Source organism: Gilvimarinus japonicus, assembly GCF_042847215.1.
In the GTDB taxonomy this organism is placed as follows: Bacteria; Pseudomonadota; Gammaproteobacteria; order Pseudomonadales; family Cellvibrionaceae; genus Gilvimarinus; species Gilvimarinus japonicus.
This window is the reverse complement of record NZ_AP031500.1, coordinates 3,326,035-3,349,314: the sequence shown is the minus strand read 5'-3', so window position 1 is coordinate 3,349,314 and position 23,280 is coordinate 3,326,035. Positions and strand designations below refer to the sequence as shown.

Genomic DNA, 23,280 nt, shown 5'->3' with positions numbered 1-23,280 from the left:
ATGAGCCAGTCACACCCTTTACCCATGCCCACCCGCCGCGAGCTGTTTAGCAACAGTAACCATTTCTTTGCCTTTGGTTTTGGCTCCGGCTTTGCGCCTAAAGCGCCGGGTACTGCCGGAACACTGGCGGCTATACCGATCTATTGGCTGATTAGCGATTTAAGTGTGCCCTTGTACTGTGTGTGGTTGGTGGTGACCTTTGCGCTCGGGGTTTATTGGTGTGAAAAAAGCTCCCGTGCTTTAAGTGTGCACGACCACCCGGGTATTGTCTGGGATGAAATGGTTGGCTATTGGCTTACCATGTTGTTGGCGCCGCCAGACTGGTACTGGATGCTGGCCGGTTTTGTGTTGTTTCGGATATTTGATATCGCCAAGCCTTGGCCGGTATCGTTGGCCGACCGAAAAATATCGGGCGGTCTTGGCATCATGGTGGATGATGTTTTGGCGGCCGTTTACGCGTGGTTAGCCATGCAGCTATTAATTTGGTTGGTGGTTTAAACACGACTCGTAAAAAGGAAGCGCGAGAAAGGAGAGGGATATGTGGCGACTAAAGCTAATTGTATTTTTAAGCTCATTCGTGCTGAGCATGGTGACCGTAGCGGCGGATTTATCAGCGCAAATGCTGGCCAATGGCACTGCGCTGATTAGTATTGATGGTAAGCAGCGGATGCTCCGTGCCGGACAAACCAGCCCCGAAGGCGTCACACTTATTAACGCCTCCCGCGCTGGCGCCGAGGTAGAGTATGAGGGTGCCACCTACACATTGACGTTATCGAGCCACATAGCCACCAATTTTGCCAAAGTCGAGACTATAGAGGTACGGCTCAATCAATCTCGCGGTGGTCATTATCGGTCGTCGGGAATGATTAACGGCCAAAGCGTGAGCTTTATGGTAGATACCGGGGCGACCTCGATTGCCATGGGCGTCGTTCAAGCCGAGCGGTTGGGGCTTAATTATTTAAGCGGTGACCAAGGCATGGTTACCACCGCCAACGGGCCGGCCCATGCGTACAGTGTATGGCTGCGAAGCGTATCCGTAGGAGGTATTACCTTGAGCAATATTCAGGCGATGGTGATTGCCAACTTTGGCAGTCAAGATATTTTGTTGGGTAACAGTTTTTTGGGCAACGTCAGTATGTCGACAGAAAACGGTGTGTTGGTGTTGCGCGCCAGCCAGTAGCCCGCAGTTTTTGTTACGTTAATAGAGAGAAATTAGTGACCATACAATTTGTCGAGTCATCTAAGCTGCCAACCCCTTGGGGAATGTTCGTGATGCACGGCTTCTCTGATACCGGTATGGATAAAGAGCACATAGTGCTCACCATGGGGGATATAGCCGGGCCCGAGCCGGTATTGGCGCGGGTACACTCAGAGTGCTTGACGGGTGACGCACTGTTTAGCATGCGCTGTGATTGTGGCCCCCAGCTGCAGGCGGCGATGCATAAAATCTCCATTGTCGGGCGCGGGGCGATCTTTTACTTGCGCCAAGAGGGGCGAGGCATTGGTTTGCTGAACAAAATCAAAGCCTACCATTTGCAAGATTGTGGCGCCGACACGGTTGAGGCCAACGAGCAGCTAGGCTTTGGTGCCGATATGCGCGATTACAGCATTTTAAAGCCCATGATGGATCATTTAACGATTCGCTCACTGAAGTTAATGACCAACAATCCACGCAAAGTCAAAGCGCTAGAGGATATGGGCATTACCGTTGCCGAGCGTATCCCTCACCAAACGGGTCGCAACCCCCACAACGCCAAATACCTTGAGACAAAGAAAGGTAAGCTTGGCCACTTATTTGAAGACGACAACAGCGCAGATTAATTAAGAGTAGGTTTATTCATGACAGTACGTATTGCCGTGACCGGCGCCGCCGGCCGTATGGGGAAAATTTTAATTGAGGCCGCCGTGGCTGCCACAGGCGCAGAGCTGACGGTGGCCATTGTCCGCCCTGGCAGTTCGTTGGCTGGCGCCGACGCGGGTGAATTGGCCGGCGTCGGTAAACAAGGTGTAGCAATTGTCACGGACTTAGCCGATGTGATCGACCGCTTTGATGCCTTAATCGACTTTACCTCGCCAAGCGCAACGCTGGCCAACGCCGAGCTGTGTGCCAAGCACGGCAAAGCGATGGTGATTGGCACCACAGGTTTTACCGATGCGGAAAAAGCCCGGCTGCTCGGCTATCAAAGCCAAATTCAACTGTGCCTGGCGGCCAACTTCAGCACTGGCGTCAATTTATGTTTTAAGCTGCTTGAAACCGCCGCGCGCGTCATGGCCGAAGAGTCAGACATCGAAATCTATGAGGCGCACCATCGTCACAAAGTCGATGCCCCCTCGGGCACCGCCTTGCGCATGGGCGAAGTCATTGCCGACACCACCGGGCGAGACTTAAACAAAGTGGCCGTATACGGCCGCGAGGGCCAAACCGGCGCGCGCGATCACGACACTATCGGTTTTGCCACGGTACGCGGCGGCGATGTGGTCGGCGAACACACAGTGATGTTCTTGGCTGACGGCGAACGCGTTGAAATTACCCACAAAGCCTCTAGTCGTTTAGCCTTCGGCAATGGCGCGGTGCGAGCGGCCGGCTGGTTGTTGAGCCAAAAGCCCGGGCTTTACGATATGCAGGATGTGTTGAGCTTACGCTGATAGCCTCCTTTTAAATGTGAAAGCCTCTCCGCCGCGTTGTGGAGAGGCCTCGCTGTGTTTCATGATTGCTAACGTTCGATTTAGGCTTGTATATGTATAGTTGCCTTCGCTCGCCCTTAAGAATTTACTTTATCTGCGGCGTATTCTCGCTGCTAGCCGTTGCGTTTATTGGTGTGGTTGGATACGACCTCTTCGTGCGAGGTCCCATGAGTTGGCATATTGCTCAACCTTCTGCGCTCGAAGGTGGGCTAGAGGCTCTATTATTAGGTTGTCTAATTTGTGTCGCGTCGGTGTTTCGCCGTCGCTGGTTGGTGGTCATGGCGGTTGTGGGGGCGTTGCTGTATTTGCGTCGGCATAATGCAGAGCTCACAGTTTTAGTAGGCTGGCTCTTCTGGGAGTTGCTGTCTGCAATAGGTCGTTCTAGCTTGCACCGATTGGGACAGTGCAAGGGCGTTGACGACTTGACGGCACTGTTGGCGGGGATCTGTATCTGGTCAATGACGACTTTCTTTCTCTCCTTTTTTCATCTTGCGTATCCCATTCTACTGTTAGTGCTATTATTTGTATGCGGCAGTGGGGCCATATTATTGAATAAAAGCTCGCTCGGCATTATACGGCTTTATCAATGTGCTCGACCAGACGGCTATATACAAAGTGTATTGTTCAGCGTCACAGTCACATGGGTCATCATTCTAGCTGCACGAACGCAAAACGTTGTCGGTCACGATACGCTTTGGTACTTGGGGCGCAGCGATGTTTTGTTAGCGCCTACCGGCACTATTTTTCAAAGTCTAGGGCTTGTCTCTCCGGTACATTATTTTCCTAAACTATGGGAAACATTGCTCCTGTCTGTCACCGGGTTTGACCAACTGCGAGTGCAAGCAGGCGTTACAGTGGGTTTGTTATTACTTTCAGCGGCGGCAATTTGGAAAATTTGCGAAAAGCTCGCACTTTCTGCCACTTGGTGCCACATGGCAGCGCTTCTCGTGCTGACAGTCCCAGCATGGGCAAATACTGCATTGCAGCTTAAGTCTGATGTGATTTCTACCTTCCTTCTTTTAATGATGCTCTTAAAGCTAGGTGATTGGTTTTCACAGAGAACAGTCTCATCATTATTTTATGCGATGGCCGCTGCATCATTGGCAGTATCCTGTAAATACACCGCAATACCATTTGTCTTTTTTAGTTTTATTTTCGTTGTATTGCAGTTTTATATATCCCCGAAAGTAACGATAGTGTGGAAGGGAGACGCTCAGCGGCGAGCTGCGATCGTTGTATTTGTTTTGGCCGTTTGTGTTGCGCTCATTTTCGTCTACCGAACATGGCTATTAACGGGCGTGCCTACGGTAGGCCCTGATCCATTATTAAAAATTTGGCTTTGGTTAGGATTTGTCGAGCGAGAGCCTGCGGGAACATTGAATTGGACTAAACCTCAAGTTTGGGGTGAGGTTCCGCGCATGCTCTACGAGTGGCTTTTTGCGCCAAACTATATGCCCAAAATTCGCATCACCTGGCAGGGAAATTACTGGTTTCTTTTTTGTGTACTTGGTGTGCTAGCCGCTAGTTTAGGCTTTCGCGACCGAATGAAGGTGTCTCGTAGTTTTACAGGACTTATGATTTTTCTGAGTTTGGTTGGTTTGGCGATAGCAATCGCTTGGCGTTACCATGTTCGTGGCGGCGACGGAAATTACTACATGTTTCCTTTGGGGCTGATCACGTGTCTCTCTTTGGCTAGTTTTGCTAGACGGTTAGGGCATTTCCCCAGTATTCGAGCAACGGCTTGCGTAGTTGTTGTGCTTTTTAGTCTTTTCAGTGCGGCCCAAAGCTTTCTTGTGGCTGCTTGGTCTACTCCTGGTACGCGAGTTCTTGATGTTAAGTTTGGTGGCCAACCGTTTAATGGTGGGGAGTGGCGAGAAAATCATCTAAAAAGACGTGGTTTACTTGATATTAGTGATTATTTAATGTCGGAGCCAAAAACTACACGTGTTGTGTCTCATGGTTTAGAGCAAAATGCCGCTTTACTCCCTGTACCGACCGAGAGTCTGTTGTCTGTGATCTATGCTCGTCGAGAGTATGCCGTCAGTCTTGACGCAATGCTCTCGTATTTTCAGCGCTTCGATATTCAGTATTTCTTGTTGGCGGATGAGTCGAGGCAAATTAAGCACTTGCCGGTACTTAGACAATTGCGCCAATACATGTCAGATCAAGCTGCGGTGGCTGTGAGGGGGGAAGGTGTGACGCTATATAAAGTTCCCGCTAGGGTGGATCTAGAGAAAAATTGATTATGGATGTCGACTTGTGATTTATAGCGGTGTTTACTCAAGTTCTTGTGGTCGTATTTTCAAGTTGTCCACGTTATATCTTTAAATAGTACTTAGGCTCTCGTGTTGGTTTTGTGGAAAGCCGAGTAAGGTCGCGATAATGGTTGAGCTCGCGCGAGTTATAAAGGAAATTCTATGCGATTAGTTTCTGAAGTGAATGGCGGGCAGTCAGGCTATTTCCCTCATATAGATGGTCTTCGGGCTCTGGCCGTTATCTGCGTAATTTTATACCACCTTGAGCTAACGTTGTTTGGTGGTGGTTTTATTGGTGTAGATGTATTTTTTGTTATTTCTGGTTATTTGATTACAGCTCATATACGCCAATCTGTGAGACGTAAAGAGTTCAGTTTTAGAGGATTTTATGCAAAACGAGCGCGCCGCTTATTGCCCGCTTTGTTTGCTACGCTATTATTTACCCTGTTGGCGGGCTGGTTTATATTTCCTGCTGCTAATTATGATCGGTTGGCAACAGAAACTATTTTTTCGGTTTTCTCGGTCTCTAATTTCTTGTTCTGGAATGAATCTGGGTATTTTGATGGCGCTTCTACATTAAAACCCCTTTTGCATACCTGGAGCTTGTCGGTTGAAGAGCAGTTTTACCTCTTTTGGCCGCTCTTATTGTGTTTTATCAAAAAAGAAAAGGTCGTTTTTTCGGTCTTGATTGTTATGGGTGCAGCGAGCCTAATCGCCGCTGAGCTGTTGGTTCGCAAAGAGCCCGCACTGGTGTTTTATATGATGCCGTTTCGAATCGTCGAGTTTTCTATCGGCGGTGTACTGGTCTGGCTTGGCGGGCAATTACGGTTGCGTGCATACACACATGAGGTACTGTGCCTGGTGGGCCTGGCCGCGGTTATCGTCCCAGTGTTTTTGTATAGTGAGTCGACTACTTTTCCAGGTTTTGCTGCCGTTATCCCGTGTGTTGGGGCGGCGCTGATTATTCTTTTTGGCGAAAAAACTTATGTAGGGCTCTGCCTAAGGCTTCGCCCCGTTGTTTATGCCGGGTTGATTTCGTATTCCTTGTACCTTGTTCATTGGCCGCTTATCGTACTGTATAAGTATGGCTTGAGCCGGTTCTTAGTAACGGACAAGTTGCTGTTACTGTTAGCGATTTTCCTGCTGGCTGTTCTCATGTACCATTTTGTCGAGACACCTTTTCGCAAGCGTGGCTCTTTCGCGGTGTTCGGTCCGCGTGCGTTCGTGGCGGCAATGATGGTTATGTTCGTATCGCTTGTCGGGGTTTCTTGGGTAACAAAAGAGAAGGCCGGTTGGCCTGATCGTTTTGGGTTTGAGCAGTTAACCTCTGAGAAAATCAAACAAGGAAAGTCTGACCGGTTTCAGCTAATTCAGAAGAATTGCCAAGCTCGGGGTTGGGATGTTTGTGAAGTTCCTTCGGAAGACTTTCGCAAAAACGTGCTTATTTTAGGCGATAGTCATGCCGCAGATGCTTTGAATATTCTGCAGCTCGCCTACCCGGATAAGTATTACGTTAAACGCTCCCTGGGTGGGTGCCCTCCTGCAGTGGGTGATACGTTAAAGCGTATACAAGGAGATTGGTCAAATTATGAGGAATGTAAAGCCCTAAATGAACAACGATTATCTTCAGAGTTTCTGGGACAGTTTGACACCATTGTAATTGGGCTGTACTGGGGTACTTATAAACCAGAAGACCTCCTTGAAACATATGAATATATTCAGGATGTTGCTGACGCCAGTCTGATTGTTTTTGGTAACTATCTGGCGCTGAATAAGCCAATGTCTGACCTCTTCAATCAACGTGTGGATCCTCGTATTTTCACAGACTACGTAGCTAGCTTTGCACTGTTTGATGAGCGTTTACAGGAGCTATCTAGGAACCGTTACCGCTATCTTAGTAAGAAATCGTTATTTTGCACTGCTGAAAGCTTGAGTGGGTGTAAAATTCAATTTGGCTCAGCACCATATAGTTATGACCAGCACCATCTAAGCTTTGAGGCCACTGAGTTTGCATCAAAAAGATTGAAGGAGCTTTACCCTAGCTGGGATGACCTTCAGCTCAATGCGTTAAACCATTAGCTTTTGCGCTCGGCGGTGGCAAGCCGCCACCGCACTATATTTATGAACAATTTGTATCCGCCTAATCAAACCTACTCTTTTACGCTTCGATCGTAATGGTGCCGATTTTTATTGTCTCTTGAGCTTTCTCGTCAAAAAAGTAGAGTGTTTTCTCCCCTGGCGTTTCAAGTAATGCCGCCGGTATTGAGCTGGTGGCGCCAAACTCTCGGGTGGTGGTGGGAAGTAAGTCATCGTCTAGCATTATTTGGGCTCCGTCGGGAAAGCAGGATGTCTTAACCCATACCCCCATTGAGCCGTCAGGTTGTTCGTTGGCAGGTTTCCCTATAGTTGTTTTTTTCGGCCCCCAAGATGTTATTTCGCAAAATACAGAGTCTGTTTTTCCAAGTTTTTTCGCCATTCTTGGGTCGGCTTTTACCGTCAACTCGCCAATGGGTTGCTTAATGTTTTTAATTGGGTCGATGAGAGCGATTTCATATTTGCCAGGATTGGATAGAATGCGATCTTGCATTTCACCGAAGAGTCCCGACGTTACCACGGTTTCATTAACAACTGTTCGGACGATCTCGCCATCAATCATGATCTTGACGCGGCCGGGCGCGCCTGAGAGTTGAAACCAAAGCCCGCTATGGCCGTCTGGCTGCTCGTTAAACTTTTTCCCTTGAGTTGTTGTTTGCGGGCCCCAATTTTTAAGTGGGGCGATCTCACCCACCGTTAGGCCAGCCTCAAGCTTGGCTTTTTCTTGTGCGCGTAATATAGCTATGTTGTCAGGGTTGGCTGTTACCACTAGGTGTCGCAGTGCCGCGAGCTCGCACTCAGTAGTACTAAGTGTCCAGCCATCGAGGTTGGCAGTTTTTCCAGATGCAAAGTCTTGCTGCACTTGTTGGTAGACACTTTTTTCCAGCGCTGGGCTGCTAAGGTCGAATTTTTGTGCAAGTGTTTTGGTTAGCTTGGCGATAGATGGTTGAGTCGCTTGCTTCTCAATCCATGCGGTGGCTATCCGCTCGCTATTTTCGAGAGACAGCAGAATATCGTCGAGCTGTTGGCCGTGTCCTGTTTCGAGGATCAGTGCTGCGGGCGCTTTTGTTGGTGCTAGGAAAGTCTCAGAGTGACTTGTGTATAGTAAGTGCATGCCACCTGCGGTGACGCCTGCGCTAACACCAGCGACTATAAAATCTCGTCTTTTAATCATGCTGCAGCTCCGTTTTGGCTGGCTAAGTGTTGCGCTAGGCGCACAGATAGAGCGACTATTGTTAGTGTCGGGTTGGAGTAGCCGTATCGCGGGAACACCGACGAGCTAGCCACGTAAAGGTTTTGTTGCCCAAACACTTTAAGGTTGGTATCGACTACACCATCGCTGCTATTGGCAGCCATGCGCGTTGTGCCTAGGTGGTGACAGGCGCCACTGACGTTTGCCCTGACGTCGAGACTGTTTGGTTTTGTGAGGTGTAGCCGCCCGAGGCCAGTTTGGCCCAGTTCGTCGCCAAGTGCGCTAAATAATCGGTAGGCTGACGCAAGGTCGTCTTCATGGGGAGCCCAGTCGAGTTTCATTCGGCGTAACCCCAAAGCGCAGCGTTCGTTGGTTAACGTTAAGGTGCTGGCGGGGTTGGGACGAGGCTCAATAATCATTTGTATTGAGTAGTGCCAGTACTGGTTGGGGTGGAACCCTGAGGCTTTGGCTCCGCCATACCCTGCTAGCAATGAGTCTGGAGCGGCACTGGCCTGTAACATCATGCAGCTATTGTGTTCGTGGCTTGTGCGAATACTGTCCGGTGAGAAAGTGAGTACCGGCATGATCGGGCCGCTGGCATCGCCGAACCGGCTGTACTTTAGGCCTTCCGGAGCGAGAATTTCGCCAGGGCGAACGCCAAAGTGGTCGGCAAAGTAGCGCCCCAGGTGGTCGGAGTAGATTCCTTCACCGTTCGCCGCTTCGTCATTGCGTAAATTCAGCAACAATCGAGTCGTCTCCATGCCACCCATCGCGAGAGTAAAGTTATTGGCTTTGATTTCGACATCGGCTCCGTTTAATGAGCGTACTTTGGCGCTGATGATTTTGTCCCCGGTTTGCGTAAGCTCGTAGCAGTTGGCGTGTAGCAAGCAGGTTAAGTTGTCTTGTGCTTTTAGGTCATCGTAATACCGGTCGCCAAAACGGGTCGGAGGGCTGAAGCGGAATAGTTGCTCGCTGATTTTGGCGTCTTTTCTAAGAGGCAGTAGTTTCCCGCTCTGTGTTTTACGAATGTCGCTGATGTCAAAGTTGCCACTGTCGATTTCGATCCACGTGAGGGCGCGAGGTATGTATTTATTGACCTCTTGCTTGGAGATTGGCCAAGAGGGTAAGTCCCATGCAGGGTTTTCTTCGAAGTCGGTATCGTCGAGAGGTTTACTCCACCCCCCCCAGTGTGCGCTGGTGCCGCCTAACTTACGGCGCCGTGATATATCCAGTACGGAATAATTTTTTTCACCTAACGCTACTTTATAGATGTCTTTTTCAGCTTGAGACGCGTTCTCAGGGCCGCCGGCCTCGGTTAGCACGATGTTCCAATCGGGTCTCTCTCGGGCTAGCTCTAATGCAAGTGAAATCCCTGCGGGCCCCGCGCCAACAATACAGACATCGGCGGTTAGTGTTGAGCTCGCTGTAGAGTCCTGTTCGAGATCTATTATCACCGTGTTCTCCTATCAGGGTTTAGACTTACCTGAGGTAAGTTAAAGGTATTAATACATATATAATTGGCACACTGCCAAGTTTTGTCGCCAGTCAAGCTGTCAAACGCGCTAATGAACGGCTAGATAATATCCTCTCTCTGTGCCAATGCCAAAGTACAGGCTGGGTATCCCAGTTGTTGCCGGCGCTACTAAGCTGGATGAGCCCGAGAGAGGTTGGGCGAATCTGTACGCTGGCACTCAGGGCGGCAGTAATGCATAGGTTGCCAAGTCCGCGTGACAGTGGTCGCAGGGCGTAAGTAAATAGCGTGACGCTGCAGGCTCTTAGACCGATAATCACAGCCGCTAGCGTTAATTGATGTATTAATCCTGCGACGTAGAGTACGCGTGTGGCGAGTAGGCCTGTAGGAATAATTAAGAAGAGTAGGAGCTTGTGGTTGCGATGACTCGGCATAATGTAAATCTGGGAAATGATTTGGTTATTGATTCGGACCATTATTTGGCGGACCATCAAAACGAAATAAACTTGCGAATGATACCATAGTGGCAAAATACAAACGTATTGAAGAGTTGCTTTTGCAAAAGGTGTTCAAGGTGAGGATGATTGAGATTGTTAGAAAGCGCTTACGTTGGCTAATAATGGTGTCGGTGATTGTATGTTGCGGGTCACCCTTTGTGGTCGGGCTGGCCTTTGCGGCGGATAGCCCAGTAAATGATGGCTTTACCGTTGCCAAGGCGTTTGCCAAAGCGCAAAAAGAGCACCCTGGTATTGCGGTGGCGGGTGTGGCGCCGAGTGCTGGTGTGTCGGTCAGCCGGGACTTGGTGTACCGGGATGATGTTGGTCGTGCGTTGCATGTCGATGTGTTTGCCCCTAAGGGCGACAAGCCGGCCCCGGCGGTATTGTTGGTGCATGGTGGTGGGTGGATGTCGGGCAGCCGCTCCCATCAGGAGCCGATGGCAACCTATTTGGCTAATCGTGGTTTTGTGGCGGTGACGGTGGAGTACCGGTTGTCTCCTGAGGCGCGGTATCCGGCCGGGATGAGTGATTTGTACGCGGCTGTTCGCTGGATGCGTGCAAAAGCCGCCAATTACAATATCGATTCGTCAGCTATCGCGATTCTTGGCTGTTCCTCGGGGGCCCAGATGGCGACTTTACTGGGTGCGATAAAGACGTCGCCTGAGTACGCTCAAGGTGGGCCGTATCAGGCGCAGTCGTCCAAGGTGCAGGCGATTGTTAATATCGACGGCATTGTGAGTTTTACGACACCTGTGGCGCTGAAATACGAAAATGATCCGGCCAAAAAGCCTTCGGCGGCGGAGGCGTGGTTTGGCGGGCGTTACCAGCAGGTGCCAGAGTTGTGGGAGCAGGCCTCGCCACTCGCTTACGTTGACAAGCATACTCCGCCCACGTTGTTTATAAATAGCTCGCAACCGCGTTTTCACGCCGGCCGCGATGAGTATGTGGCTCGGCTTGATGGGGCGGGAGTGTACTCCGAGGTGCATACGCTGCCCAATACGCCGCATCCATTTTGGTTGTTTGACCCCTGGTTTGAGTCGACTGCATTTTGGGTTAACGCGTTTTTGCAGCGGGTACTAGCCTCCTCCGATCCATAAGTGTGATTTAGCATTGGACAATTTCCCGGTTTTCGCCTAAAATTTGCGGTCAGATTGGCTGTAACCTAAGCCGCGCCGATGGTCGCCAGAGTAATGAACAATAAGCGAGATGAAGCCCGATGTTTCATCTCGCTTTTTTGCAACTTGTGACCGGGCTTTTATTTCCGAGCAGATGTATCTAAATCAGCGACGCACCCCGGTTTGTGTGGTCGTTTCGCTCGGCATGAAGAAAGTGAATTGTTGAGGAGGTTGACTTGATTACTGGGGCTCAGAGACCCGCGCTACTGGTGCTAGAGGACGGTAGTGTCTTTCGCGGTACAGCTATTGGTGCCGACGGCCTGTCGGTTGGTGAGGTGGTGTTTAATACCTCGATGACCGGCTATCAGGAGATCCTCACCGATCCTTCCTATGCCCGCCAAATTGTAACGCTGACCTATCCACATATTGGCAATACCGGCACTACGCCCGAAGACGAAGAGTGCGCGACCATTTGGTCGGCAGGTCTGGTGATTCGCGATTTACCGCGTCTGTCCAGCAACTTCCGTCAAAGCCAGAGCTTGGATGACTACCTCAAGCAAAAGGACGTGGTAGGCATTGCCGACATAGATACTCGCCGCTTGACTCGCATTTTGCGCGATAAAGGCGCGCAAAACGGCTGTATTGTCGCCGGTGATATCGACGAGGCCAAAGCTTTGGAGGCTGCCAAAGCCTTTCCGGGCCTTAAAGGCATGGATTTAGCCAAAGAGGTCAGCTGCGAAGCACCCTATAAGTGGACCGAGGGCAGCTGGAGTCTCGGCTCTGGTCACTCAGATATCGTCGAGACCCGCTTTAAAGTGGTGGCGTACGATTACGGTGTTAAGCGCAATATCTTGCGTATGCTGGCCGATCGCGGTTGCGATATTACCGTTGTACCGGCAAAAACCCCGGCGGCCGATGTGCTGGCGATGAATCCAGACGGTATCTTTTTGGCCAATGGCCCGGGCGATCCACAGCCCTGCGATTACGCGATTGCCGCCATCAAAGAGATTTTGACCACGAACATCCCCGTATTTGGGATTTGCCTCGGTCACCAGCTGCTGGCGCTCGCTGCCGGTGCTAAGACCGTTAAGATGAAGTTTGGCCATCACGGCGGCAACCACCCGGTGCAAGATACCGCAACCGGCCTGGTGATGATCACCGCGCAAAACCACGGCTTTGCGGTGGATGAATCCACCTTGCCCGCCAACGTCAAAACAACCCATAAGTCGCTGTTTGATGGCTCACTGCAGGGCATTCACCTGACGGACAAGCCAGCCTTTAGCTTTCAGGGGCACCCCGAGGCCAGTCCTGGTCCGCACGATGCCGACGGTCTGTTTGACCACTTTATTGAATTGATTGAGGCGCACAAAGCGGCCCAGTGATCCCTCGGGATTGGCAACAGATTTTGGAGAGAAAATGCCAAAGCGTACCGACATTAGCAGTGTATTGATTCTCGGCGCAGGCCCGATTGTGATCGGCCAAGCCTGCGAGTTTGACTACTCCGGCGCCCAGGCGTGTAAAGCGCTGCGCGAAGAGGGCTACCGGGTGATTCTGGTGAACTCAAACCCCGCCACCATCATGACCGACCCGGCCATGGCCGATGCTACTTACATCGAGCCGGTGGAGTGGCAAACCGTTGCCAAAATCATCGAGAAAGAGCGCCCCGATGTAGTGTTGCCCACCATGGGTGGTCAAACCGCGCTTAACTGTGCGCTCGATCTGGCCAAACACGGCGTGCTGGAAAAGTACGGTGTGGAGCTGATTGGTGCCAACGAAGAGGCCATCAACAAAGCCGAGGATCGCGACTTATTTGATAAGGCCATGAAAAGAATTGGTCTTGAATGCGCCCGCGCCGACATCGTGCACTCGATGGAAGAGGCCAAAGAAGTCCCCAAAAAATATGGTTTTCCGGTCATTATTCGCCCGTCTTTTACCATGGGCGGATCGGGTGGCGGCATTGCCTACAACTGGGAAGAGTTTGAGGAAATTTGTGCTCGTGGCCTGGACTTGTCGCCCACCAACGAGTTACTGATTGACGAGTCTCTGCTCGGTTGGAAAGAGTATGAGATGGAGGTTGTGCGCGACAAAAATGACAACTGCATCATTGTCTGCTCGATCGAAAACTTTGACCCGATGGGTGTGCACACCGGTGACTCTATTACCGTAGCGCCGGCACAAACCTTGACGGACAAAGAGCTGCAAATTATGCGTAACGCCTCGCTGGCGGTGCTGCGTGAGATTGGTGTGGAAACCGGTGGCTCTAATGTGCAGTTTGCGGTGAACCCGGACAACGGTCGTCTGGTAGTGATCGAGATGAACCCTCGGGTGTCTCGCTCCTCGGCTTTGGCCTCTAAGGCGACCGGCTTTCCTATCGCCAAAATTGCGGCTAAGTTGGCTGTTGGTTACACCCTTGATGAGCTGCAAAACGAAATCACAGGCGGTGCCACCCCTGCCTCGTTTGAACCGTCAATCGATTACGTGGTTACTAAAATCCCGCGCTTTACCTTCGAGAAGTTCGGCGATGCCGACGCTCGCTTAACCACTCAAATGAAGTCGGTCGGTGAAGTGATGGCCATTGGCCGCACCTTCCAGGAGTCGCTGCAAAAAGCGTTGCGTGGCCTAGAGGTTGGCTCTGCCGGTTTTGAGTCTAAGCTGGACTTGTCGGCCGAAGAGACCCCGGCGCGTATTCGTCGCGAGCTGACCACGCCGGGTGCCGAGCGTATCTGGTACGTGGGCGATGCCTTCCGTCTAGGTATGACGGTCGATGAAGTGTTTGATACCTCTAAAATCGATCGCTGGTTCTTAGAGCAGTTGCGCGAGTTGATCGACCTTGAGCAAAAAGTCCGCGCGGCGAAGTTGCCAGACTTAACGGCCGATGATCTGTACTTGTTAAAGCGCAAAGGTTTCTCCGATAAACGCTTGGCTTTGTTGTTGGGCGTTAAAGAGGCCAAAGTGCGCGCCGCGCGCCACGCGCAAGATATTCGCCCGGTGTATAAGCGGGTTGATACCTGCGCGGCCGAATTCGCGACGTCTACCGCGTATATGTACTCGAGCTACGACGAGGAGTGCGAAGCCGAGCCCTCGGGTAAGCCTAAAATTTTGGTTATCGGCGGTGGCCCCAACCGTATTGGACAGGGCATCGAGTTTGACTACTGCTGTGTACACGCCGCGCTTGCCATGCGCGAGGACGGCTACGAGACCATTATGGTCAACTGCAACCCCGAAACGGTCTCCACCGATTACGACACCTCCGATCGTTTGTACTTTGAGCCGGTGACATTGGAAGACGTGCTGGAGATTGTCCATAAAGAGCAGCCCAAAGGCGTGATTGTACAGTTTGGCGGCCAGACGCCACTGAAGCTCGCCCGCGCTCTGGAGGCCGAAGGTGTGCCCATTATCGGCACCAGCCCCGATGCTATCGATCGCGCCGAAGATCGCGAGCGTTTTCAGCAAATGATCGAGAATCTCGGTTTGTTGCAGCCGCCGAATGCCATTGTTCGCTCGCTGGAAGAGGCCTTGATTAGCGCCGAGAAAGTGGGCTACCCGCTGGTCGTGCGTCCGTCGTATGTATTGGGCGGCCGGGCGATGGAGATTGTTTATAAAGAAGAAGAGTTGCGCACTTATATGCACTCGGCGGTTAAAGTCTCTGAAGATGCGCCGGTACTGCTGGATCACTTCTTGAGTGCCGCTATCGAGGTCGACATCGACGCGGTATCGGATGGCTCTCAAGTGGTGATTGGCGGCATTATGCAACACATTGAGCAGTGTGGTGTTCACTCAGGTGATTCGGCCTGTTCGTTGCCTCCTTACTCGCTGCCAGCCGATGTGCAAGATTTAATGCGCGAGCAAGTAAAGGCTATGGCGGTGGAGCTGGGCGTGGTGGGCTTGATGAACACTCAGCTTGCCTACCAAGATGGCAAAATCTATGTGATCGAGGTTAACCCTCGCGCCTCGCGGACCGTTCCTTATGTATCCAAGTGTATTGGCGTGTCTTTGGCTAAAGTTGCCGCGCGTTGTCAGGCGGGCATCTCTCTGGCCGAGCAGGGTTTCACTGAAGAAATCGTACCCAAGCACTTTCATGTTAAAGAGGCGGTATTCCCCTTTAATAAATTCCCGGCGGTCGACCCGATTCTGGGCCCCGAGATGAAATCCACCGGTGAGGTGATGGGCGTCGGCGCGACCTTTGGTGAAGCCTACGGCAAAAGCCAATTGGGCGCCGGTAGCAAATTACCCGAGGGTGGACGCGCCTTTATCAGTGTGCGTGACGTGGATAAAAGTGGTGTTGTTGCGGTGGCGAAAAACCTGCTGGAGCTTGGCTTCTCGCTCGTGGCGACTCGCGGTACTGCCAAAGTGCTGAGCGCCGCCGGCTTTGATGTTGATGTGGTTAATAAGGTGGTCGAAGGTCGTCCGCACGTTGTCGACATGATTAAAAATGACGAGGTGACCTTAATCATTAATACCACCGAGGGGCGTCAGGCTACCCGCGATTCGGCGCCTATCCGTCGCAGTGCCGAAGCTCGCCGCGTTTACTACACCACAACGTTGGCCGGTGGTGAAGCCGTAGCGATGGCGCTGCGCGCCGGTGGTGAGATTGAAGTTCGCCGCTTGCAGGACCTACACAAGGAGGCCGCACAATGAAAAAAGTCCCTATGACTGTAGAGGGCGCTGAGGCGCTGCGCGCCGAGCTGGAAGACCTTAAAAAAGTTCAGCGTCCGCGTATTATTCAAGACATCGCCGATGCTCGCGAGCATGGTGACTTAAAAGAAAATGCCGAATATCACGCCGCGCGGGAGCAGCAGAGTTTTTGTGAGGGCCGTATTCAAGAGATCGAGGGTAAGCTGGCGGACTCTCAGGTTATCGATGTTAAAGCGATACCGGCCACTGGCAAGGTGATTTTTGGCACAACTGTGACCATCGTTAACGTCGAGACGGATGAAGAAAAAACCTACCGTATTGTCGGTGACGATGAGGCCGACGTTAAAATTAATAAAATCTCTATTAGCTCACCGATTGCCCGCGCATTAATTGGCAAAGAAGAGGGCGATGTGGTGGTGGTTAAAACCCCGGGCGGAGAAGTCGAGTACGAAATCGACAAGGTGGAACATATTTAAGGAACGGGGAACGGGGAACGGGGAACGGGGAACGGGGAACGGGGAACGGGGAACGGGGAACGTTTTCGTTCTCCATGCCCCGTCTGCTGTTGCCCGCTTTAGCGCAGTAAGTTGGACAGCTTAGGGTTAGGTTGTTTCGCGGCGCGAAACAACAGCAACACCTTGCCGATTTGCTGAATAACTTCGGTTTTGGGCAGCTTGCGAATCTCATCCGTAATTTGCTGACGGTCTTCACGCTCGGTCAGAGCGAGCTTTACTTTGATCAGTTCGTGGTCATCCAATGCGCGGTTCAACTCCGAAAGTACGCCCTCGCTGAGGCCGTTGTCGGCAATGGTCACAATCGGTTTTAAGTTGTGGCCGAGCGAGCGAAACTGTTTTTTGCGTTCGGAGTTTGAGGACATAGCGTAGTTACCTTTTGCGAGACTTCGTGCCACCCACTGGCGGGCGGCTATTGTACCCTAAACGCCGGCAGGAAATGTATTTCTCCGCGCTTCCATTAGGTAATTCTAGCGCAGTAGTCGCGGCGCCGTACGTCGGTGATAAATCGGCCAAAACCGGTCAATCCGGTGTTAAGGTGCTCAATTGGGCGAATACTAGGTTCTGACGCGCCCGTCTGACCTTGTAATCTCCGATGCGGCCCCCATATGAGTGAGGTAGGCGCTGTCAGTTAGCCCCGCGCGAAGTGTTGGGTGAGAGACCCGGGTTATAGCCCTAAACAGCTTTGCTCTTGCAAGGCCCTGACATCGGTGCGCGCCCCAGAGAATTTGCGTGCTCATTGGCGCGTATACTGGCTCTTTTTGTACCATCCGAAGCGCTTTTCATGAGGTATATCTCACGGGTAAGGGCTTTAAATGCTGAATATCGAGTGCCGAATGGGGTACCCTGTTCTAGCGAGTTGAAATTTCATGACAGGCGGAATTTTACGGCCCAAATGTGATCTACGGGGCTATACTGTAAAACGGCTGTCATTATTATGAGCCTTCTAAATTTGCCCGTTATAACGCAGAAGGCCAAGCAGCGGCGCTAGGCGCCCGATTTGATGTAAATTGAGGGTTATACCTTGAACGATATGACGAAAAATCTGATTTTATGGCTGATTATCGCCGCTGTTCTGTTCAGCGTGTTTCAGGGCTTTCAGCAGCCCGCACAGTCCGAGTCTATGAGCTATTCGGAGTTTGTCACCGCTGTGGAGCAGGATCGGGTGCGAGAAGTGACCATCCAAGAGACAGATATTCGTGGTGTCATGGCCGACAGCTCAAGCTTTAAGACCAAAATGCCATCCGTTCCCGATACTAATTTGATGGGCGATTTACGTCATCACGACGTTAAGATCACCGCCTTGGCGCCCGAAAAACCCGGTCTTTTGTATCAGCTGTTAATCGCCAGCTTCCCTATTTTGATTATCATTGCGGTATTTCTGTTTTTTATGCGCCAAATGCAGGGTGGTGCTGGCGGCGGCGGTCGCGGCGGCCCTATGAGCTTTGGTAAGTCTAAGGCGCGCCTTTTGGGCGAAGATCAAATTAAAACGACCTTTGCCGATGTGGCCGGGGTCGATGAAGCCAAAGAAGAAGTGCAAGAGTTGGTTGAGTACTTGCGCGACCCGACTAAGTTCCAGCGCCTGGGTGGGCGTATTCCACGCGGTGTACTGATGGCCGGTGCCCCTGGTACGGGTAAAACGTTGTTGGCGAAAGCCATCGCCGGTGAAGCCAAAGTGCCTTTCTTTTCTATCTCGGGTTCCGACTTTGTTGAGATGTTTGTCGGCGTGGGCGCCTCGCGCGTGCGCGATATGTTTGAGCAAGCCAAAAAACAGGCGCCTTGCATTATTTTTATTGATGAAATTGATGCCGTTGGTCGCCATCGTGGTGGCGGTCATGGTGGCGGCAACGACGAGCGCGAACAAACGCTGAACCAACTACTGGTCGAAATGGACGGGTTTGAAGGCAGTGAAGGCGTGATTGTGATCGCCGCCACAAACCGCCCCGATGTGTTGGATAAAGCCCTGTTGCGCCCCGGCCGTTTTGACCGTCAAGTCGTTGTGGGCTTGCCCGATATTCGCGGCCGCGAGCAAGTGCTTAAAGTGCACATGCGCAAAGTGCCCATCTCCGAGTCGGTCGAGGCATCCGTTATTGCCCGTGGCACACCGGGCTTCTCGGGGGCTGACCTTGCTAACTTAGTCAACGAGGCGGCACTGTTTGCGGCCCGGGCCAACAAGCGTTTGGTCACGATGGAAGAGTTTGAGAAAGCGCGCGATAAGATCATGATGGGGGCCGAGCGCCGCTCCATGGTGATGAGCGAGAAAGAAAAAGAGAACACCGCGTACCACGAGGCCGGCCACGCGATTATTGGTCGCTTGGTGCCTGAGCACGATCCGATTCACAAGGTGACGATTATTCCCCGTGGCCGGGCGCTGGGGGTAACGCAGTTTTTGCCCGAGGCCGATAAGTACAGTATGAGCCGCCGCTCTATTGAGTCGAGCATTTGCACTTTGTTTGGTGGTCGCATTGCCGAGCAAATGACGTTAGGCGATGACGGTATCACCACTGGTGCTTCTAACGATATCGAGCGGGCGACGGAGCTGTCGCGCAATATGGTGACTAAATGGGGCTTGTCGCAAAAGCTTGGCCCGCTGCACTATGGTGAAGACGAAGGCATGATGCCTGGCTCGGGGCAAATTAACTACTCGGGGGAAACCTCGAAGTTGATTGATCAGGAAGTGCGTCAGATTATCGATGGCTGTTACAAGCGTGCTGAGCAGCTGTTGCACGATAATCGCGATATTCTGGAAGCTATGAAAGACGCACTGATGGAGTACGAGACGATTGATGCCGAGCAGGTTGATGATTTGATGGCGCGCCGTAAAGTTCGTCCACCGCGGGATTGGCACGATGGTGACTTTAATGGCCATGTTGGCGGTGGCGGTGTGAGTGATAAAGCTGACGACTCTCCCAAAGAGGGTAAAGCTGGACCTATCGGCGGCCCCGCGGAAGATCACTAAGCCGCACATGCCGTACTATAACCCCGCTTTTGCGGGGTTATTTGTATCCGGCTAAAATTCCGCGCTGTTATAAAGCCGTTTATAACTCGACTGTTTTAGTCAAATCTTATTCGTTAAGCCGTGACCAGTATGCCCTTGCCCTCGTCTGCCTCTAGTTCGCTTGCCCCTATAAATTGCGCTGCTCATCGCTTGGTGTTTGAGCGGCCGCAAGTGATGGGCATTTTGAATGCCACACCCGACTCCTTCTCTGATGGTGGCCGTTATTTTAAGGGCGCCTCCGTTGATCTTGCGCTGGCGTTAGAGCGCGCCCGTCAAATGCTGGCCGAAGGCGCCGCTATTATCGATGTGGGCGGCGAGTCTACTCGCCCCGGTGCCGCCCCGGTTTCTGAGGCGCAAGAGCTGGAGCGGGTTATTCCCGTGATTGAGGCGATTACCCGCGAGCTGGGGGCACTTGTATCGGTGGATACCAGCAACCCAGTGGTTATGCGCGAGGCGGCTGCGGCAGGCGCCGGTTTGATCAACGATGTGCGCGCGCTGCGCCGAGAGGGCGCGTTGAAAGCCGCGGCACTGACTGGGCTGCCAGTATGCTTGATGCATATGCGTGGCGAGCCAGACAATATGAGCGACCTACAAACTTACCCCGATGTAATGCGCGAGGTGCATGACTTTTTTTCTCAGCGGCTGGACGCTTGTGAAGCCGCTGGCCTCGATCGCGACAGGGTACTGCTAGATCCAGGTTTTGGCTTTGGCAAAACACTGGCGCAAAATTTAACCTTGTTGCGTGGTTTATCTGAGTTCCAACGATATCAGCGGCCGCTTTTAGTAGGCTTGTCGCGTAAATCTTTGTTAGGCGCGTTACTTGGCCGCGATGTTGATAAGCGTTTGCCTGGATCACAGGCGCTAGCGCACGAGAGTGTGTTGCGCGGTGCCAATATTATTCGAGTGCACGATGTGGCCGCCACCAGCGATATGATTAGTGTTCACCTAGCTGTGCAAGATGGCTGGTGCGAGAAAGAGAGTTAGTAAATATGAGCCGACAATATTTTGGTACCGATGGTATTCGCGGACGCGTGGGCGAAACGCCCATCACTCCTGACTTTATGCTTAAACTGGGTTGGGCGGCGGGCCGGGTGTTAGTGGATCACTACGACGGGCCGGGCTTGATCCTAATTGGTAAAGACACCCGGATATCGGGGTATATGTTTGAGTCTGCACTGCAGGCGGGCTTGATTAACGCAGGGGTCGACGTCGGGTTGTTAGGGCCAATGCCTACGCCTGGCATTGCTTATTTAACCCGTACGTTTCAGGCGCAAGCCGGCATTGTCATTAGCGCCTCGCACAACAGTTATTTTGATAACGGCATTAAGTTCTTTAGCGCGGAGGGCACTAAGCTACCCGATGATATAGAGCACGCCATAGAAGAGCAGCTTGAACAGCCGATGGTGACGGCGGAGCGGCTTGGTAAGGCGCGCCGGATCACGGATGCCGCGGGTCGTTATATTGAGTTTTGCAAAGGTACTATGCCTTGGGGGTTTAAGCTCTCGGGGATGCAAATCGTGGTGGATTGCGCTCATGGCGCCACGTACCACATTGCTCCAAGTGTTTTTAGTGAGTTGGGCGCTAAAGTCATCCCGTTTGCTTGCGAGCCCAATGGCACGAACATTAATCGCAGTTGTGGCTCGACTAACCCCGAGGCACTGAAAGAAAAAGTGCAGGAAGTGGGGGCCGATTTGGGTATCGCCTTTGATGGCGACGGTGATCGCTTAATCTTTGTCGATCACAAGGGGGAGGTCGTCGATGGCGATGAGCTGCTCTACATCATCGCGGCGTATCAGCACAAGCTCGGCGGTGGCTGCCCCGGTGTGGTGGGCACCCTTATGAGTAATTTTGGCTTCGAGCTCGGTCTTAAAGCGCTAGGTATTCCATTTGCTCGCGCTAAAGTGGGGGACCGCTACGTGATCGAGACCATGCGCAATAATGGTTGGACGCTGGGTGGGGAGTCGTCAGGGCATATCGTCTGTGGCAATGTGACCACCACCGGTGATGGCATCATCTCGGCCCTGCAGATTTTGCTGGCGATTAGTGCTATGGACAAAACTCTGCACAGTGCTAAACAGGGGATGGTGAAGTTGCCGCAAACTATGATCAATGTCCATCGCTTGAAAAAAGTCGATTTAAGCAGTGATCCTGCCGTTCAGTCCGCCGTCGCCGCCACGGAGCAACAGCTGGGTGGTCGTGGCCGGGTCCTGCTGCGGCCTTCGGGCACTGAGCCGGTCGTTCGGGTTATGGTTGAAGGTGAAGATCGCGCCGAGGTAAAGCGCTTGGCCGGGCAGCTCGCGCAAGAGGTGGAAAAGGCGCTGAATTAGTCGCGTAACCTACGGTTTTTAGGGCAATTTGCCGTTGTATCTTGAAGAGTGTTCGGATACCATTGGCGGCCGTTTTACGGAGGACACCAAAGTGGGATTGCAGTCCAGAGGAGATCGACGCAAGTTAGTCGTCGGTAACTGGAAAATGAACGGCACTCGTGCCGCCAACGACCGGTTACTCCAAGCAATTTTGTCTGGCTGGCGTCCGCTGCAACACGTTGATGCTGCGATTTGTCCTCCATTTGTGTATTTGCCACAACTGGCCGAGACGCTTGCGAGTAGCCCGCTTATTGTGGGGGCGCAAAGTCTTAATCCGCGTGCCAATGGCGCTTTTACCGGCGAGATCTCTGGTGAAATGCTATCGGATTGTGGTTGTCACTATGTGATTGTCGGTCACAACGAGCGCCGCCGGATGCAGTCCGAAAGTGATTTGTATGTGGCAGAGCAGTTTTTAGCGGCGCAAGAGAGTGGTCTAACCCCCATTTTATGTGTCGGTGAATCCGAGCAAGCACGTGAGGCGGGAAATGCGCTTGACGCCATTGGTCAGCAACTTAGAGTTGTGATTGAGGCGGCGGGCTTAGAGGCGTTTAGTCGTGCCGTGGTAGCTTATGAGCCAATTTGGGCGGTAGGTACAGGTAAAACGGCGACGCCAGAGCAAGCCCAAGAGGTACACACTTTTATCCGCGGTCAGTTCGGTGCCCAGGGTAACGGTTTAGTCATATTGTACGGCGGCAGCGTTAAGGCCGACAACGCGCTGAGCTTGTTTGCCGAGCCGGATATCGATGGCGCCCTCTTAGGGGGAGCATCGCTTAACGCAGAAGAATTTATAGCGATATGTCAGAGCGCCGAACAGGTTGCTACTGGCATGACACAGTAAGCTCGTAAAGAGAGCGGAGTAATGGAAAAAATAGTACTGATTGTTCATATCTTAACGGCGCTGGCCATCATTGCATTGATCTTAATGCAGCAGGGCAAAGGCGCCTCAGCCGGTGCCTCTTTTGGTGCTGGCGCATCGCAAACCGTCTTTGGTAGTGAGGGCAGTGGTAACTTTTTTACCCGCGCCACGGCTATTTTTGCGTTTGTCTTTTTCTGTACCAGTTTTGGTCTCGCTATTATTGCAAAAAATAGCTCTTCCATAGCTGACGATTCAATTCCGAGCGTGATAGAATCCGCACCCGCTGAGAGTGACGTTCCTGCGGCTGGCGGTGCTGTTGACGCATCTGCCGATGAGTCAGACGTCCCCGGCGGCTCTGATGTGCCGAGCGTCGAGCAAGGTGCCGGTGTTGCAGAAGATGAGGTTCCAGCCGCTCCTTAACAGTGAGTAGCTAATATAGAATTGCCCAAGTGGTGGAATTGGTAGACACGCTATCTTGAGGGGGTAGTGGCGTAAGCCGTGCCGGTTCAAGTCCGGCCTTGGGCACCATTTAGTTAACCGATATGCTCCCATATCGTCTTGAAAGCCCCGCCAGCCGGGGCTTTTTTGTGTCTGGCCTATCCGT

The 23,280-nt window shown here is 52.2% G+C and carries 18 protein-coding genes and 1 tRNA gene; 16 read left to right on the top strand and 3 right to left on the bottom strand.

Going from position 1 to position 23,280, the window contains the following annotated elements; genetic code table 11:
* The 6 genes from ACGHAD_RS14195 to ACGHAD_RS14170 all read left to right on the top strand — a co-directional run bounded on the left by ACGHAD_RS14195 (nucleotide 1) and on the right by ACGHAD_RS14170 (nucleotide 7,019).
* The gene (locus ACGHAD_RS14195) at nucleotides 1–498 is read left to right on the top strand and encodes a phosphatidylglycerophosphatase A (protein ID WP_339615799.1); all 498 of its coding nucleotides are present in this window, start codon (nucleotides 1–3) and stop codon (nucleotides 496–498) included.
* Between the two features lie 40 nt (nucleotides 499–538).
* Nucleotides 539–1,180 carry a TIGR02281 family clan AA aspartic protease gene (locus tag ACGHAD_RS14190; RefSeq protein WP_339615800.1) on the top strand — a complete coding sequence of 214 codons (642 nt, stop codon included), beginning with the start codon at nucleotides 539–541 and terminating at the stop codon, nucleotides 1,178–1,180.
* 35 nt (nucleotides 1,181–1,215) lie between these two features.
* Nucleotides 1,216–1,821: a GTP cyclohydrolase II gene (gene ribA / locus ACGHAD_RS14185; RefSeq protein ID WP_339615801.1), complete on the top strand. Its 606-nt coding sequence runs from the start codon at nucleotides 1,216–1,218 to the stop codon at nucleotides 1,819–1,821.
* 18 nt (nucleotides 1,822–1,839) lie between these two features.
* Nucleotides 1,840–2,646: a 4-hydroxy-tetrahydrodipicolinate reductase gene (gene dapB, locus ACGHAD_RS14180; RefSeq protein ID WP_382417964.1), complete on the top strand. Its 807-nt coding sequence runs from the start codon at nucleotides 1,840–1,842 to the stop codon at nucleotides 2,644–2,646.
* Between the two features lie 206 nt (nucleotides 2,647–2,852).
* The gene (locus tag ACGHAD_RS14175; protein ID WP_382417966.1) at nucleotides 2,853–4,928 is read left to right on the top strand and encodes a hypothetical protein; all 2,076 of its coding nucleotides are present in this window, start codon (nucleotides 2,853–2,855) and stop codon (nucleotides 4,926–4,928) included.
* Between the two features lie 174 nt (nucleotides 4,929–5,102).
* A complete protein-coding gene (locus ACGHAD_RS14170; protein WP_382417968.1) occupies nucleotides 5,103–7,019 on the top strand; it encodes an acyltransferase family protein in 1,917 nt (638 codons plus the stop codon).
* 79 nt (nucleotides 7,020–7,098) lie between these two features.
* Here the strand turns inward: ACGHAD_RS14170 and ACGHAD_RS14165 are convergent, their stop codons facing one another.
* Both ACGHAD_RS14165 and ACGHAD_RS14160 read right to left on the bottom strand, forming a co-directional pair.
* Nucleotides 7,099–8,208, bottom strand: coding sequence for a hypothetical protein (locus ACGHAD_RS14165; RefSeq protein ID WP_382417970.1), 1,110 nt, complete (start codon nucleotides 8,206–8,208; stop codon nucleotides 7,099–7,101).
* Nucleotides 8,205–9,680, bottom strand: coding sequence for a GMC oxidoreductase (locus ACGHAD_RS14160; RefSeq protein WP_382417972.1), 1,476 nt, complete (start codon nucleotides 9,678–9,680; stop codon nucleotides 8,205–8,207). The genes ACGHAD_RS14165 and ACGHAD_RS14160 overlap by 4 nt, the downstream gene beginning before the upstream one ends.
* A 540-nt stretch (nucleotides 9,681–10,220) precedes the next feature.
* Between ACGHAD_RS14160 and ACGHAD_RS14155 the strand changes: the two genes are divergently transcribed.
* From ACGHAD_RS14155 to greA, 4 genes are all read left to right on the top strand, one after another.
* Complete coding sequence (locus ACGHAD_RS14155; RefSeq protein WP_382417974.1) at nucleotides 10,221–11,291, top strand: alpha/beta hydrolase; 1,071 nt, start codon at nucleotides 10,221–10,223, stop codon at nucleotides 11,289–11,291.
* Nucleotides 11,292–11,545: 254 nt separating this feature from the next.
* Nucleotides 11,546–12,691, top strand: a complete 1,146-nt coding sequence (gene carA, locus ACGHAD_RS14150) for a glutamine-hydrolyzing carbamoyl-phosphate synthase small subunit (RefSeq protein ID WP_382417976.1) — start codon at nucleotides 11,546–11,548, stop codon at nucleotides 12,689–12,691.
* Nucleotides 12,692–12,725: 34 nt separating this feature from the next.
* Nucleotides 12,726–15,947, top strand: a complete 3,222-nt coding sequence (gene carB / locus ACGHAD_RS14145) for a carbamoyl-phosphate synthase large subunit (RefSeq protein ID WP_339615806.1) — start codon at nucleotides 12,726–12,728, stop codon at nucleotides 15,945–15,947.
* Nucleotides 15,944–16,420, top strand: a complete 477-nt coding sequence (gene greA / locus ACGHAD_RS14140) for a transcription elongation factor GreA (RefSeq protein ID WP_339615807.1) — start codon at nucleotides 15,944–15,946, stop codon at nucleotides 16,418–16,420. Before carB ends, greA begins: the two co-directional genes overlap by 4 nt.
* Before the next feature lie 98 nt (nucleotides 16,421–16,518).
* Here the strand turns inward: greA and yhbY are convergent, their stop codons facing one another.
* A complete protein-coding gene (gene yhbY / locus ACGHAD_RS14135) occupies nucleotides 16,519–16,821 on the bottom strand; it encodes a ribosome assembly RNA-binding protein YhbY (protein ID WP_339615808.1) in 303 nt (100 codons plus the stop codon).
* A gap of 659 nt (nucleotides 16,822–17,480) precedes the next feature.
* On the opposite strand from yhbY, the gene ftsH reads away from it, so the two are divergent.
* The 6 genes from ftsH (at nucleotide 17,481) to ACGHAD_RS14105 (ending at nucleotide 23,204) form a co-directional block, all read left to right on the top strand.
* Nucleotides 17,481–19,415, top strand: a complete 1,935-nt coding sequence (gene ftsH / locus ACGHAD_RS14130) for an ATP-dependent zinc metalloprotease FtsH (RefSeq protein WP_382417979.1) — start codon at nucleotides 17,481–17,483, stop codon at nucleotides 19,413–19,415.
* 129 nt (nucleotides 19,416–19,544) lie between these two features.
* The gene (gene folP, locus ACGHAD_RS14125) at nucleotides 19,545–20,438 is read left to right on the top strand and encodes a dihydropteroate synthase (RefSeq protein WP_382417981.1); all 894 of its coding nucleotides are present in this window, start codon (nucleotides 19,545–19,547) and stop codon (nucleotides 20,436–20,438) included.
* Between the two features lie 5 nt (nucleotides 20,439–20,443).
* Nucleotides 20,444–21,781: a phosphoglucosamine mutase gene (gene glmM / locus ACGHAD_RS14120; protein WP_382417983.1), complete on the top strand. Its 1,338-nt coding sequence runs from the start codon at nucleotides 20,444–20,446 to the stop codon at nucleotides 21,779–21,781.
* A 97-nt stretch (nucleotides 21,782–21,878) separates the two neighbouring features.
* Nucleotides 21,879–22,658, top strand: a complete 780-nt coding sequence (gene tpiA / locus ACGHAD_RS14115; protein ID WP_339616067.1) for a triose-phosphate isomerase — start codon at nucleotides 21,879–21,881, stop codon at nucleotides 22,656–22,658.
* A 21-nt stretch (nucleotides 22,659–22,679) separates the two neighbouring features.
* Nucleotides 22,680–23,096, top strand: coding sequence for a preprotein translocase subunit SecG (secG, locus tag ACGHAD_RS14110; RefSeq protein ID WP_339615810.1), 417 nt, complete (start codon nucleotides 22,680–22,682; stop codon nucleotides 23,094–23,096).
* 23 nt (nucleotides 23,097–23,119) lie between these two features.
* A tRNA-Leu gene (locus ACGHAD_RS14105) sits at nucleotides 23,120–23,204 on the top strand.
* Nucleotides 23,205–23,280 lie beyond the last annotated feature (76 nt).

Bases quoted from the DNA above. Each gene is read 5' to 3' on its own strand.
- ACGHAD_RS14195 (WP_339615799.1), top strand. From the start codon at position 1: ATGAGCCAGTCACACCCTTTACCCATGCCCACCCGCCGCGAGCTGTTT.
- ACGHAD_RS14190 (WP_339615800.1), top strand. From the start codon at position 539: ATGTGGCGACTAAAGCTAATTGTATTTTTAAGCTCATTCGTGCTGAGC.
- dapB (WP_382417964.1), top strand. From the start codon at position 1,840: ATGACAGTACGTATTGCCGTGACCGGCGCCGCCGGCCGTATGGGGAAA.
- ACGHAD_RS14175 (WP_382417966.1), top strand. From the start codon at position 2,853: ATGAGTTGGCATATTGCTCAACCTTCTGCGCTCGAAGGTGGGCTAGAG.
- ACGHAD_RS14170 (WP_382417968.1), top strand. From the start codon at position 5,103: ATGCGATTAGTTTCTGAAGTGAATGGCGGGCAGTCAGGCTATTTCCCT.
- ACGHAD_RS14165 (WP_382417970.1), bottom strand. From the start codon at position 8,208: ATGATTAAAAGACGAGATTTTATAGTCGCTGGTGTTAGCGCAGGCGTC.
- carB (WP_339615806.1), top strand. From the start codon at position 12,726: ATGCCAAAGCGTACCGACATTAGCAGTGTATTGATTCTCGGCGCAGGC.
- greA (WP_339615807.1), top strand. From the start codon at position 15,944: ATGAAAAAAGTCCCTATGACTGTAGAGGGCGCTGAGGCGCTGCGCGCC.
- yhbY (WP_339615808.1), bottom strand. From the start codon at position 16,821: ATGTCCTCAAACTCCGAACGCAAAAAACAGTTTCGCTCGCTCGGCCAC.
- folP (WP_382417981.1), top strand. From the start codon at position 19,545: ATGCCCTTGCCCTCGTCTGCCTCTAGTTCGCTTGCCCCTATAAATTGC.
- glmM (WP_382417983.1), top strand. From the start codon at position 20,444: ATGAGCCGACAATATTTTGGTACCGATGGTATTCGCGGACGCGTGGGC.
- secG (WP_339615810.1), top strand. From the start codon at position 22,680: ATGGAAAAAATAGTACTGATTGTTCATATCTTAACGGCGCTGGCCATC.